The organism is Streptomyces gilvosporeus, assembly GCF_002082195.1.
GTDB classification, from domain to species: domain Bacteria; phylum Actinomycetota; class Actinomycetes; order Streptomycetales; family Streptomycetaceae; genus Streptomyces; species Streptomyces gilvosporeus.
This window is the reverse complement of the sequence record NZ_CP020569.1, coordinates 8,469,485-8,482,298: the sequence shown is the minus strand read 5'-3', so window position 1 is coordinate 8,482,298 and position 12,814 is coordinate 8,469,485. Positions and strand designations below refer to the sequence as shown.

Sequence of the window (12,814 nt, the reverse complement as noted above, 5' to 3'; positions counted from 1 at the left end):
AGAGTCCGTCTGAACCAAAGGTACCGAGACCCAGCACCACAGGTTCGGAAACGTGCACTGACGGTACAACGACGGCGCCCACCCCGGGGGATGGCCCAGGGGGCGCCTTTCTCGTTCGTGTGCTTCGGGGCCCAGGGGCGCGGCCGGCGAAGTAGACGAGCCGCCACCGCCGCGCTGGAGTCCCTCACGCTCGCCGCCGACGCCCGGTTCGGGCAGGCCCTCGCTGAGCTCCGGCCTGCGGACCCGAGCCCGAGGCCCGAGTCAGGGCCCCGGCGGTCCCGCGGCCCTCCTACGAGCAACGGAGCACTAGCAAGCTGGAACCTGTCCGAGCCGGTGGACGGCGAGCGTGCCGGTCGAGGGGTCGGGGTGATCATGTTGTAGCGGTGAGCAGGCCGATTGCGTGGTTCAGTGCGGGTGGGTCGGTGGAGCCGTCTGTAAGGGTGGTGGGGATGTTTTCGGGGGCGTACCAGGCCATAGTGCGCAGGAGGTCGGCAGCTGTGGGCTGGAGGGTCGCGATCTGGTCCAGGGTGATGTCCCAGATCCGGGCGATGGTGCCGTGTGCCGACCGACGCCGGTGGCGGTCGTGCACCGTCTTCCCTTTCCCGAACCGCGTGGGTATGTCTCGCCGCGGGGTGCCAGTTCGCTGGCGGAGGAGCATGCCGTTGATGACTGCGCGGTGATTCCGCAACCGCCCGCCTCGCCCACGTTCATCGGAAGGTGTGGCTCCAGCCGAGCCCACTGCGTGTCCGTAAGATCACCCCGCCCCGCACGGGACGGAACGATCCACCGCCAGGTCCGTGACCCGACTCGTCGGACAGCACATCTAGGGCCTGTTGCGAAAGTGGATCAAGGACGTAGATGATCACGGCCCGTGGGACGCGCTGATCTGACGAACGGCCAGTGGGAGCGGCTGGAGCCACTGCTGCCGGTGGGCAAAAAGCCGGGCCGCCCCCGGACCTGGACCCGTCGGCAGCTGATCGACGGCATACGGTGGCGGACTCGGACCGGCGCGCCGTGGCGTGACCTTCCAGAGCGCTATGGTCCGTGGGACCGAGCCTACGACCTGTTCCGGCGGTGGCAGCGCGACGGCACCTGGAAGCGGATCTTCGAACAGTTGCAGGCCGAAGCCGACGCAAAGGGCCTGATCACGTGGGACGTGAGCGTGGACTCCACCATCGCGCGCGCCCACCAGCATGCTGCTGGAGCGCGAAAAAAGGGGCTCTTCAAAAGGAGTCTCCCGGGGGCGTCGACACCGAGCCGGATGACCACGGCCTTGGCCGCTCGCGCGGCGGTCTGACCACCAAACTGCACCTGGCGGTCGAGCAGGGACAGAAGCCGCTGTCCCTGCTCGTCACCGCCGGCCAGCGGCACGACAGTCCCCAGTTCCAGCCGATTCTTGACGCTATCCGAGTGCCCAGGACCGGACCCGGCCGACCTCGCACGAAGCCGGACAAGGTCCGCGCAGACAAGGCGTACGGCTCCCGCGCGAACCGCTCCTACCTGCGCCGACGCGGCGTGAAGTGCACCATCCCGGAGAAGGCGGACCAGATTCGCAACCGCCGAAAGCTCGGCTCCCGCGGTGGCCGTCCGCCCAAGTTCGACAAGGACGACTACAAGCAGCGGCACGCGGCCGAGTGCGGGATCAATCGGCTCAAGCGCCACCGCGCGGTCGCTACGAGGTACGACAAGCTCGCCGTCCGCTATCACGCGACGGTGCTGGTCGCCGCCATCAACGAGTGGCTGTAACCGCCATGCACCGAGAAATTCATTCGGCGTGAGGAGCTACCTGGGCGAACGAGATCACGAACGCAGTGATGAGTCGGGCGAACTCGGTTCGGTCGTTGTCCGGCCAGTCCGCCATCGCGCGGGCGAAGACCTCCTGCCGGAAGCGGTGCGCGCGGTCGACCTGTTCCTGCCCCTCGTGGGACAGGGTGAGCAGGGTGCGCCGAGCGTCGGACGGATCGGTGCGGCGCGTGATCCACCCTTCCTCGGTGGCGCGCAGCACCAGGCGGCTCGCCCTGGGCTGGTCCACGCCGAGGGCGGCGGCGACATCGCTGACGGCACACGCCCGGTCTCGGCCGCAGGCCTCGATAGCGTCCAAGACGCTGAACAGCGTGGGGTCGATCGGCTTCCCACCGTCCCGCGGCGCCAGCCGTCCCAGTGATCGGCGGGTCTGGCTGCGGCGGATCGCCACCATGGCCCGCTCGACGGCGGCGACGGCTTCCTGTTGATCCCTCTTCGACATGCATGCTAGTTTACAATTGTTGTCAGAAGACATGTATTTGAGGGATTGGCATGACCGACATGACTCGCCTGCCCGACGTCCGTGAGCAGAGGCCGCTCGGCTACTGGCTAAAGCACATCGACGGAGCCATCACCGAGAGCCTGGGCCGGCTGTTCGCCGCGGACGGTCTGAACCGGCGGTCCTGGCAGGTGCTGAACACGATTTCGTACGGCCCGATCACCGTCGCCGTGCTCGATGAGACCATGGCGGCATTCCTGTCCGCCGACGAGCCGACCATGTGGCCGCATGTCGAGCGGTTCATCGAGCGCGGCTGGGCGCAGGTGGCGGGTGACGGCAGCGTGACGCTGACCGGGGAGGGGCGACGCTCCTACGAGCGGGTCGCCGAGCGGTCCGGAGCCCTGAGGGTGCGGATGATGGAGTGCCTCTCGGCCAACGAGCACGAGGTGCTGATGGAACTGCTCCAGCGGGTCGCCGCCCACCTCGACGCCCTGGCGGCCGAAGCGCCCCAGCAGTAACCGTCGGCGCACTTCTGCCTGCGAGATGGTGGCCACCCACCTGGACAACCACCCGAAAATGCTGGCCGCAGCCACCCACAATCGGCTGCGGCCAGCATTTTCACAACACTCCCTAGTCCGGCGCCCCCGGGGCCGTTCGCAGCGGCACCTCGCGGATCAGCCAGGCGGCCGCGGAGGCGACGGCACACAGCGCGGCCGTGCCGATCATGACGCTGTGCAGTCCGCCGGTGACCCCGGCACGGAAGGCGTCCCGCACCCCGTCGGGCAGCCCGAGCAGCACCGCGGGGGTCACTTCGTGGCCGCCGGCGAGCCGCTCCCCGTCCCGGCCGAGCCGGTCCGTGAGGGTGGCGGCCATGCGGCCGGTGTAGACGGAGCCGAGCACGGCGACGCCGAGCGAGCCACCGATGGTCCGTAGCAGCGTGGTGGTGCCGCTGGCCGCGCCCATGTCGCGGGGCTCCGCGCTGTTCATGGTGATGAGCATCGCGGGCTGCATCAGACAGCCCAGGCCCAGGCCGAGGACGAGCGTCAGCGCGGAGGCCACCGCTGTGGCGGTGTCCGCGCCGACCATGAGCAGGGCCAGGGCGCCCGCGGTGGCGACCGCGCCGCCCGCGATGGGGTACCCGCGGTACCCGCCGCCGCCCGCCACCGCCCGCCCGATGAACAGCTGCGCGCCCATCATGCCGAGCATCAGTGGGAGCAGCAGCAGCCCACTTTCCGTCGACGACATGCCCCGTACGAACTGCATGTACTGCGGCAGATAGCTCGCCGCGGCCAGCATCGCCGCGCCCCCCAGGAAGCTCAGCACCTGGGCGAGTGTGAAGTTGTGGTCGCGGAACAGGCGCGGCGGGATGATGGGTTCGGGTGCTCGTCGCTCCACGTGGACGAACCAGCCCAGGGCGGCCACCGAGAGTGCGGCGAGCCCCGCGATCTGCGGTGAGATCCAGTCGTACGCCGTGCCGGCCCAGGTCCCGATCAGGGTGAGCGCCAGAACGCCCGCCGTGAGGAGTGCGGCGCCCAGGAAGTCGATGCGGGCCGGGCCGCGCTCGCCGCGCAGTCGGATGCAGAGCCCGACGATCAGGAGTGCGGCGGCGCCGACGGGCACGTTGACGTAGAAGACCCAGCGCCAGTCCAGCTGGTCGGTGAGGAAGCCGCCGAGCAGCGGGCCGCCGATCATGGCGACCGGTAGCAGTACGCCGATCATCGACTGGGAGCGCCCCGCCTGCGCGGGCGGCAGGAGCGTCCCGAGGAGGGAGAGCGCACCCACGAAGAGGCCGCCCGCGCCGAGCCCCTGGAGTGCCCGGAAAGCGATCAACTGTCCCATGTCCTGGGCGAGTCCGCAGAGCACCGACCCGACGAGGAAGACCGCGATCGAGGTCAGGTAGCTGCCCTTGCGGCCGTACAGGTCGCCGGCCTTTCCCCAGATCGGGGTGGAGACGGCGGTGGTGAGCAGATAGGCAGTCACCACCCAGGAGAGGTGGTCCAGGCCGCCCAGGTCGCCGACGATCGTGGGCAGGGCGGTGCCGACGATCGTGCCGTCGAGTGTCGCCAGGATGATGCCGAGCAGCAGTCCCAGGACGGCGAGGCGCGACGGTGGCGCCACGGCCGGCGCCGCGGTCGGCGGCTGGTCAGCACAGGACTCCGCTGTCTTGGGCGCGGCTTCTCCCCTACGCTGATTCATGGTTTCCCCCAGTGTTGTTGACGCTGTATCAGGCGGTGTAGGGGCGGGCGTTCCTGGCGTCCCGCAGTGCCTGGGCCCACCAGGCGAGTTGGTCGAGCATCGTCTTGGCCGCGGCGTCGCTCTGCGTGTCCTTCATCGCGTACTCCTCGTCGAACAGGCCCCAGGCGTTGTGCAGGCTGACCGTGTTGCGGATGGTGGTCGCATGCAACTCCGCCATGACGAGCCGGAGTTGCTCGACCGCGCGCAGGCCGCCCGAGATGCCGCCGTAGGAGACGAAGCCGATCGGCTTGGCGTGCCACTGCTCGTTGTGCCAGTCGATGGCGTTCTTCAGGGACGCCGGGAAGCTGTGGTTGTACTCCGGCGTGACGAACACGAACGCGTCGGCGGCCGCCAGGCGCGGTGAGACCTCGGCGAGGGCCTCTTCGGTGCCGGGCGCGGGCGGCTGGCCGAAGGCCGGGAAGACGGTGGGCAGCGGGGTCTCGGCCAGGTCGACGACGTCGACGCTCATGTCGTCGCGCTGGTCGAGGTGGCTCTTGATCCACCGTGTGACGACGGGTGCGAAGCGGCCCTCCCGGGTGCTGCCGACGACGACCGCTACGCGCAGCTGCTGCGGCTGCTCGCTCATGGGAAATCCCCCTGATGTGTACGACGTATTGGGATGCGTACAACGTACACGTCGCTGTGTACGTCGTCTACTGGCGATACGCTGTACACGAACGGTCGGCCGGAGAGGAGCCCACGCGTGGCAGCCCAGAAGAAGAGCAGAGATGCGGATGCGCCCGTGCTGTGGGAGCGCATGGAGCGCCCCGCCGCCGCGCCCCGCGCCTCACTGACGCCGCAGAAGATCGCCGCTGTGGCGGTGCAGGTCGCCGACGCCGAGGGCTTCGCCGCCGTCACCATGCGCCGCCTCGCCACCGAGCTGGGCGTCGCACCCATGGCCGCGTACCGCCACGTCTCGGGCAAGGACGACCTGTGGGCGCTGATGGTCGACCAGGTCACGGCCGAACTCGCCGTCCCGGACGAGGTGACCGGCTGGCGCGACATCCTGCGCGCCTACGCACTGGCCAGTCGCGCCATGATGCTGCGGCATCCCTGGCTGGCCCAGCTGCCCACACCGCACTTCGTGCTGACGCCGAACCGGATGGCGGTCGCGGAACGCCAGCTTGCCGCACTCGACGGCCACGGCATGGACACCGACTCGATGATGGCCGCCTTCCGCGCGGTCAACGCCTACGTGCACGGCGCGACGCAGTCCGAGGTGGCGCTACACCAGTACATGGAGGACAACGGCTGGGCCAGCGGCGACGAAACACGCCGCGCGCTCGCACCCCAGATGACCTACCTGATGGAGACCGGCCGCTACCCCACCTACCGGCGCTACGCCCTCGGGGCCGGGCGCAAGGACGACGCGGCCTGGCAGTTCGAGACGGGACTCGACTGCGTACTCGACGGCATCGCAGTCAGGATCAACAGCTAAGGTCTGCCCGACGAGCCATGGCCGAGCCCGCCACCCTGACCCATCGGACAGCCCCCAGGAGCTGGCTCGACGACGACACTTTGGACGGCCGGCGAAGACAGCGGCATGTCGACGGCTCCGGCGGCACAGCCATCGCCCCAGGTGCCCTCGCGGAAGATGTAGCTGAGGGTGCCCATGGACAGGGTTCGCCGCCGCAGAGCGATCAGACCGATCATCTCGTCGGTCGCGACGATGCCCCAGCTCCACTTTGCGCGCGGTGTCTCGGCGGCTCGGCACCGGCATCCTCCTGGTGTCACTGTTGTGGGCCCTCAAACTCGCCTACCTGCGCACCCGCTCGCCGTTCTTCGGCCCGCTGTTCTCGCCCGGCACCGGCATCGAAGCCCTGTTCATGGCGGCCGGTGCCGCCCTTCCCGTCGTCGCCCAGATCCGCACACGACGGCGGTACCAAAAGGCCGACTCCATGTACACCATGATCGAAGGAGAATGGGACGAGGTCATGGACGTCGTCAAACGCGCCACCGAAGCCGTCGCCGCCAAAGCCCCCCGCGTCCAACTCGTCCTCAAAGCCGACATATGGCCGGACATTCAGCACCCGCTCGATGGCAAGATTGCAGTTCTCGAACAGCGCATCGCAGACACCGCCTGAGCGGCTTTCGTGACACCTTCCGCGTGCGTGGCAGGCAGCGGCCGGCATGCACGGGCCGCGGTGCCCGGGCGGCACCGGCGGCGTTGACCGGCCTCGCGGCTCAGCACGGTCGTTGGCGGCCTGGCTTCAGCGCTTCTGCTTCACTGACAGTTTGTCGAGGTCGCCTTTCATGGCGGTACGGAGCTTCGCGAACCGGTCTTCCCGGAGGTCTCGCGATTCGGGGTAGTTGTCCTGTGTGTGGATGGAGCCGTCTTCGACCAGATCGCGCAGATCCCGCAGAGTGCGAAATGCCGTGGTCGAGGCATCGCGTAGTGTTCGCGGCGCCTTCGCAGTCCGTTTCGACGCGCCGGAGTTGCAGGCTTCAGCGAGGAGTTCTTGCCGCGGCGGGCTTGACGACGCCTACGCCAGGAGGACTTCCTTGCGGGTATCACGGCCGTCGTCGTCGGTCGGCCCGCAAGCGGCGTGTCCCGGTCGCAGGCGGTGCGCGATGTGTCCACACGCCGGCTGCGAGGCCGTAGCCGGTGTCGACGACCACGGCCAATCGACGCGTCGGTGCGATGTTCGGCGGTGGCACGGCCGCCGGTCATCGGTATCCCGGGGAGCCTGCTCCTGTGGTGCCCGGCGCGAAACTCTCGCACTCCGAAACGCTTTTTCGCCCTGCGCGGCACGATGGCGGTGCGCGATCCGAGGCGCCCGTATCCTCCAGCGTCCCTGGAGCGCTCCTGACGACTCTCGGTCGGATGACCGGTCGGCAGCGGAACCGTCCGCCTCGGGCGTGACGCTGTCGTGGGAGCGGTCGTCGCACCAATGGAGACGCCAACGTGCTCCGGGGCCTGGGCGCGGCGGGCCCGGGCCGCCCGATTCGCCCCCGCGGCAGCGGACGACGCCCTTCGCGGCCGGCCGACGCGATTTTTCTTCCGTCACCGGAGCTCCGGCCGGCCGGTGTCCACACTCTTGGGCGGCGAACGCTTCCGGTCGACGTCGGCGGCGCTGGTGCCGGCCGAGCTGCGCCTGGGCTGCGCCGGACGAGCCGCGGCGCACTGAGGAGACCTGGCCTGCCTGCGGCGGTCCTAGCAGCCGGGAGCCCTACCGCGGGGGCCTCATCATCGCCGGGGGGGGACGTAGCGTCCGGCACGAAGGGGGCATCACCCGCCGACTCCGTCCGGGCAGCGGGATCACGGCAGCGCTCCTCTGCGGGGCGCTGCGGCAAACGGTGTTTCAGGCGGACATCGACAGATCGACGCCTTTGTCCGTTTCCACGTCCCGGCCTGCCTGCTCCTGGTGGGCCTGCCAGATCCGGGTACCGCGGTCCGGTGAGGTGTCCAGCCTGGCCAGCACACCCGGCACGGCGATGCTGGGGAGAAGATGGTCGTAGAGCCTGGAAACCCGGTGCTGGAGGGACTCGCCGTCCTTGAGGTCGGAGGTGACGATCTCCATGCCGGTCCATGCCGCAACGATGACCAGCGCGGTTTCCTCCGGAACGGTGTGCGGCAGCAGTTCGCCCTGCTCCTTGGCCAGGGCCAGCTGCTCTGCCATGAAGGCGATCCAGGGCGTCCAGGAGGTGCCGAACAGGGCACGGGCCTTCAGGTCGGTCGACAGGCGGATGGCGGCACTGAGCATCGGCTCGCGGGGAACACGGTGGGCGAGCACCATCCCCACATCCACGCACTCCTGCAGTTTGGAGTCCTGCGGTACGACCCCCTCGGTGGTGACGGCCTCCTCGAGGACAGCGCGGGCCACGTCTTCCTTGGAGTCGAAGTGGAAGTACAGGGCCCCCTTCGTCACGCCCGCCTGCGCGATGATCTCGGCGATGGTCGCGGACTCGTATCCGAGCTGGTCGAACACAAGGCCCGCCGCATCCAGGATCTGCCGCCGCGTCTGTATCGCCCGTGCCTGTTTCGCCATGACAACTCTCCATGTTACCGCCGCATGCGCCGTCCCCCCTCGTTCGAACGAGCGTTCCGTAGCGCGGTGCGGCACCGCATTGAAAATCAAACCGGATAGTACGTATCTTATTGGGAGCCATCCGAAGCTCTGTTGCTTTGAGGTACCGAGGGGGACCTATGTCCACACCATCGCTGGGGCCCGGCCGTATGCACAGCCCTGTCGCACCGGACAGGAACCTGCCGCTCCCCGCGCCGCGACGTGCCACCGGACACAGTCCGCGCGTACCCAAGGAATTCGTCCACCTCCGTTACGACGACTCCGTATTGGTGACCGACTGGCACCGCACCGGGGCCATGAATTTCCGCGTCACGGCCATATGGCCGGCTTTGGACCGCGGGGCGCCGGGCCGCGGGTTTCGCAGCTGGGCCATGCAGGCCGCCCAGATGGTGCGGCAGACCGGACTGCTGCTCGCGCACGCGGAGTTCGGGGCCCCGCTGACGCATGCGGTGCTGCTGCGCACCTTCGACTTCGCCTTCGACGTGGAGCGCCTGGAGGCGGAAAGAAAACCGACCAGCCTGGTTCTTGACGTTGTCTGCGAAATCACCAAATCGCGTGGCCGTTCCATCAGCGGTCTGCGCATGACGATGAGTATCCACTGTGCCGGGCGGCAGGTCGGCACGGCGGCCACCGGTTTCGAATGGATTCCGCCAGGTGTCTACCGCCGCCTGCGGGGCGTTCACGCCGAGGCGGTGCGTGACCAGGCGCCGCTGCCGGCCCCCGTCCCGCCGGCTCAGGTGGACTGCACCGCCGATGTCGAGGTGGTACTGACCCCCACGGACACGGCCGGCCGGTGGCTCCTGCGCGGCGACTTCCGCAACACCGCGCTGTACGACCACCCCGTCGATCACGTTCCCGGTCTCGTCATGATCGAAGCCGCCCAGCAAGCCGCCCGCCTGGTGACCGCACACAGGACCTTTAGGCCGTCAGCCCTCACCACGGTCTTCGAACGCTACGTCGAATTCGACAGCCCGTGCTGGATCGGAGCACAGCCCGCCGCCGAAGGTGAGGGCACCACCACAGTGCGCGTGACCGGCCACCAGAACGGCGCAAAGGTGTTCACCACCACGCTCACCGACCCCGGCAGCTGATATCCCGCGGTGATCGCCGCGGGTACCGGCGGTGCGCGCTGTGCGTTCCGCCGGAACACCGCGGCGGGCGGCCGCCCGCCGAACCTTTCCCCGCCCGACCGCGCGGCCGTGCCGCACGCATGCCCGCACGCGCGAACAGCCCGGCGCCGGTGCCAGGGCCGTACGCGGAACGCAAGGACATGCATGCGGTAACGCGCGATTCCGCCGCCCCGCAAGGAGCGCCCCTCAAGGCCCGGCTGCTTCCCGGTGCCGCCGCAATGGCCTGGCTGAAACTGGACGACCCCGTCCGCGGCATGTCCCACGCCCGCCGGCGTTCCTCACCCACCGCCTGCGGGGAGCGCAGAAGCTCCGGTCAGCCCCACAACAGCACCGGGGCTCACACCGCAGCGCCGCCCTGCACCGCCGCGCCCGATTCCGCCGCCTTGCCCGCCCCGTCCACGGCCGTCCGAGGGGACCGAGCCGGGGACCGTCCCCATGCACCGCCCGGTGGACAGCCTCCGGTCAGGCGCCTGGGAACGCACCTCCCTCCGCAAGACGTCGAACGGCCCGATACGCCGGGCAAGGAAGTGCTCGTCGCGCCCGCAGCCAGACCGGCCGCCATGAGGGGCAAGTGCCTTCGGCCGCCCCCTCGGAAGCGGCACGGCAACCGAACCCGCTCCCGGGCCGGAATCGGCACGGAGCCTCATGAGGCTCATGAGACGGTCATACGGCCGGGCGGGCCCGCCCGCGATGCGCGACGGGCCGTGACATACCGGCACGGAGTCCCCGGCGCCGCACGTCACATCAGCGTGTACCCGCCGTCCACGGGCAGCACCGCACCCGTGACGAAGGAAGACCGGTCGCTGCACAACCAGGCGACGGCCTGGGCTATCTCCTCGGGTTCGGCGGTACGGGCCTGCGGCGTCGCACGGTGCAACTGCTCCTCCAGCCCGGGGTTCCGATCGAACCAACCAGCAATGATCTCGGTACGGGTCGTCCCGGGCGCCACGGAGTTGACGCGGATGCCCTGCGGCGCGTATTCGGCCGCAGCCGCCTTGGTCAGCCCGATGACGGCGTGCTTGGAGGCGATGTAAGGCGCCCCGGCAGGGATCGCCTGCAGTCCGGCGACACTGCTGTTGTTGACGATGGAACCGCCCACGCCGTTGTGCAGCATCGCGGAAATCTCGTGTTGCAGGCAATGCCACACACCACGGACATTGGTTCCCATCACGTCGTCGTACGTCTCCTGTTGCATCAAGTGCATGGACTCGTGATCACAGCCGACGCCCGCGTTGTTGAATGCCAGATCCAGGCGCCCGTACTTCTCCACAGTGAATTCCACGGCACGTCTCACGTCCTCCTCCTGAGACACATCCATCGCGATGTACGCCGCCTCTGCTCCGGTCCGACGTATCTCCGACACAAGAGCGTGGAGGCGGTCCACCCGGCGGGCCGCAAGTACCACCGCCGCACCTTCTCGCGCAAAAAGCTTCGCGGTTGCCGCGCCAATCCCACTACTGGCTCCTGTGATCAGGGAAACCTTGCCGGAAAGCAGACCGTGCTGATGAGTCATGCCGGGATTCTGCCATCCCGCACGGCCGGCTGACGTGCCCGGCAAACGAAACGGACACTCCAGCCACTGCCGGAGAGGAAAACACTGGCGAAGACCGACAGGCGATCCCCGGAACCGCCGCCTGAAACACTCAAAGCAACACCAGGCAGAACACCACGGCAACCCACCACTCCTCTCCCGCCGAGGACGGACAACTCGCACCCCGCCAACCGCCGTGCAAGGCACGGCAGCCCCCAACTGCCTTACAGGCAACGGACAACGCGAAACGGGTAACAGGCAACAAGCACCACGAGGGGCACTCGCCGTGAGCCCGCCCCACGAACCCGCCGAAAACAGAGGCGACCAAAGGGCACGCAGGACGCCGAGGCCCGCAGTCGCGGAAGAGGGGCGCGCCCGTACCGCGACGTCCCCCCGTTAGGTTCTTCGCGGTCTTGCAAGAGGGCCGCTGGCCCCCGGGCCCGGCATGACTGTGTCCCCCTGTCGAAGGGATTGACCTGGGCGGTGGTGTCACCGGGCCCGTGGGGTGCCGTTGGCGACGCTGATGAGAGGTCCGACTACCGCCTGTCCGAGCGCAATGCCCGGCACCGCGCGGGCGGCAGGTCTGCATCACGTGGATGCGCGCGTACGGCGCCATCGCCCTGGCCAGCACCGCACGAGCCCTGTTCGGGAGGACGGGTTGTACGACATCGACGACGTGGGCGTCTTCCTCGGCCTGGACGTCGGCAAGAGCGCCCATCACGGGCACGGACTGACGCCGGCCGGCAAGAAGGTCTTCGACAAGCAGCTGCCCAACAGCGAACCGAAGCCGCGGGCCGTGTTCGACGAACTCGCGGCGAAGTTCGGCACCGTCCTGGTGGTCGTGGACCAGCCCGCCTCCATCGGCGCCCTCCCCCTCCCCCTCACCGTCGCCCGGGACGCGGGCTGCAAGGTCGCCTACCTGCCGGGACTTGCCATGCGGCAGATCGCCGACCTGTATCCGGGCGAGGCGAAGACCGACGCGAAGGACGCCGCGGTGATCGCGGACGCCGCCCGCACGATGCCGCACACCCTGCGCTCGCTTGAGCTGACCGACGGGATCACCGCCGAACTGACCGTCCTGGTGGGCTTCGACCAGGACCTCGCAGCCGAGGCCACCCACACCTCCAACCGGATACGCGGCCTGCTCACCCAGTTCCACCCCAGCCTGGACGTGCTGTTCGCGATGCTCCGCGACGGCACCTTCTACGAACCCAGAACCCCACGCCTCGCTTGACGAAAGACAGAGAGGCACCCCCGCACCCGGCCCGACTCCTCACCACGGGCCGCCGCGAACTCCTCGATCAGCGGACGGTGTAGCAGCGGGTCCCGCGCAGCGCGAACTGCTCCAGGCTGTCGGTGACCGCGCCACGCAACCGCGCATGCTCGGCCCCATCCACAAAGGCACACTCGGCTGGGGCTGCAACGCCGGCCACAGCGGGGAATCGGCCGGCACCCGCCCGCCGGAACGTGATCCACTGGCCCGAGTCACGAGTGAACTGCAAAGGACGGGACGTCACCTGCTTGAACTCGTCGCAGCCCAACACCAGCCAGGCCGGCAGATCCCCGTCCAGCAACACCGGTGCCACCAGCCCGTGCACACAACGCAACTACTCACGCCACACACCGATCCGCCTCACCCGAGAAGGCC

General features: G+C 69.0%; 11 protein-coding genes and 2 pseudogenes. 6 read left to right on the top strand and 7 right to left on the bottom strand.

What is annotated here, in order from left to right; genetic code table 11:
- Nucleotides 1–538: 538 nt before the first annotated feature.
- Nucleotides 539–783, bottom strand: a pseudogene (locus B1H19_RS38375) (transposase); the annotation flags it as partial.
- A gap of 88 nt (nt 784–871) precedes the next feature.
- Between B1H19_RS38375 and B1H19_RS37605 the strand changes: the two are divergent.
- Nucleotides 872–1,746, top strand: a protein-coding gene (locus B1H19_RS37605; RefSeq protein ID WP_107426293.1) for an IS5 family transposase whose coding sequence is annotated in 2 segments (ribosomal slippage) — nt 872–1,216 and nt 1,219–1,746 — 873 coding nt in all. Because the reading frame shifts where the segments join, the coding sequence is not laid out codon by codon here.
- 19 nt (nt 1,747–1,765) lie between these two features.
- On the opposite strand, the gene B1H19_RS37600 is transcribed toward B1H19_RS37605, so the two are convergent.
- Complete coding sequence (locus B1H19_RS37600; RefSeq protein WP_083109326.1) at nt 1,766–2,245, bottom strand: MarR family winged helix-turn-helix transcriptional regulator; 480 nt, start codon at nt 2,243–2,245, stop codon at nt 1,766–1,768.
- Nucleotides 2,246–2,295: 50 nt separating this feature from the next.
- Here B1H19_RS37600 and B1H19_RS37595 point away from each other — a divergent pair, with 50 nt between their 5' ends.
- Nucleotides 2,296–2,760, top strand: coding sequence for a MarR family winged helix-turn-helix transcriptional regulator (locus B1H19_RS37595; RefSeq protein ID WP_083109325.1), 465 nt, complete (start codon nt 2,296–2,298; stop codon nt 2,758–2,760).
- A 112-nt stretch (nt 2,761–2,872) separates the two neighbouring features.
- On the opposite strand, the gene B1H19_RS37590 is transcribed toward B1H19_RS37595, so the two are convergent.
- Together B1H19_RS37590 and B1H19_RS37585 are read right to left on the bottom strand one after the other, a co-directional pair.
- A complete protein-coding gene (locus B1H19_RS37590; protein WP_083109324.1) occupies nt 2,873–4,438 on the bottom strand; it encodes a DHA2 family efflux MFS transporter permease subunit in 1,566 nt (521 codons plus the stop codon).
- Between the two features lie 28 nt (nt 4,439–4,466).
- Nucleotides 4,467–5,063: an NADPH-dependent FMN reductase gene (locus B1H19_RS37585; protein WP_083109323.1), complete on the bottom strand. Its 597-nt coding sequence runs from the start codon at nt 5,061–5,063 to the stop codon at nt 4,467–4,469.
- Between the two features lie 117 nt (nt 5,064–5,180).
- On the opposite strand from B1H19_RS37585, the gene B1H19_RS37580 reads away from it, so the two are divergent.
- Both B1H19_RS37580 and B1H19_RS38370 read left to right on the top strand, forming a co-directional pair.
- Nucleotides 5,181–5,915 carry a TetR/AcrR family transcriptional regulator gene (locus B1H19_RS37580; protein WP_335755956.1) on the top strand — a complete coding sequence of 245 codons (735 nt, stop codon included), beginning with the start codon at nt 5,181–5,183 and terminating at the stop codon, nt 5,913–5,915.
- Between the two features lie 256 nt (nt 5,916–6,171).
- Entirely contained in the window at nt 6,172–6,561 is a 390-nt protein-coding gene (locus B1H19_RS38370; protein WP_237289738.1) for a thiamine-binding protein, read from the top strand.
- Between the two features lie 1,218 nt (nt 6,562–7,779).
- Here the strand turns inward: B1H19_RS38370 and B1H19_RS37560 are convergent.
- Entirely contained in the window at nt 7,780–8,466 is a 687-nt protein-coding gene (locus tag B1H19_RS37560) for a ScbR family autoregulator-binding transcription factor (protein WP_083109320.1), read from the bottom strand.
- Between the two features lie 158 nt (nt 8,467–8,624).
- On the opposite strand from B1H19_RS37560, the gene B1H19_RS37555 reads away from it, so the two are divergent.
- A complete protein-coding gene (locus tag B1H19_RS37555) occupies nt 8,625–9,596 on the top strand; it encodes a ScbA/BarX family gamma-butyrolactone biosynthesis protein (RefSeq protein WP_083109319.1) in 972 nt (323 codons plus the stop codon).
- 778 nt (nt 9,597–10,374) lie between these two features.
- On the opposite strand, the gene B1H19_RS37550 is transcribed toward B1H19_RS37555, so the two are convergent.
- On the bottom strand, nt 10,375–11,148 hold the full coding sequence (locus tag B1H19_RS37550) for an SDR family NAD(P)-dependent oxidoreductase (protein WP_083109318.1): 774 nt from the start codon (nt 11,146–11,148) through the stop codon (nt 10,375–10,377).
- 676 nt (nt 11,149–11,824) lie between these two features.
- Between B1H19_RS37550 and B1H19_RS37545 the strand changes: the two are divergent.
- Nucleotides 11,825–12,337: pseudogene (locus B1H19_RS37545) on the top strand (IS110 family transposase); the annotation flags it as partial.
- A gap of 130 nt (nt 12,338–12,467) precedes the next feature.
- On the opposite strand, the gene B1H19_RS37540 reads toward B1H19_RS37545, so the two are convergent.
- Nucleotides 12,468–12,764 (bottom strand): cytochrome P450 family protein, encoded by a 297-nt coding sequence (locus tag B1H19_RS37540; protein ID WP_159028237.1) that lies wholly within the window; start codon nt 12,762–12,764, stop codon nt 12,468–12,470.
- Nucleotides 12,765–12,814 lie beyond the last annotated feature (50 nt).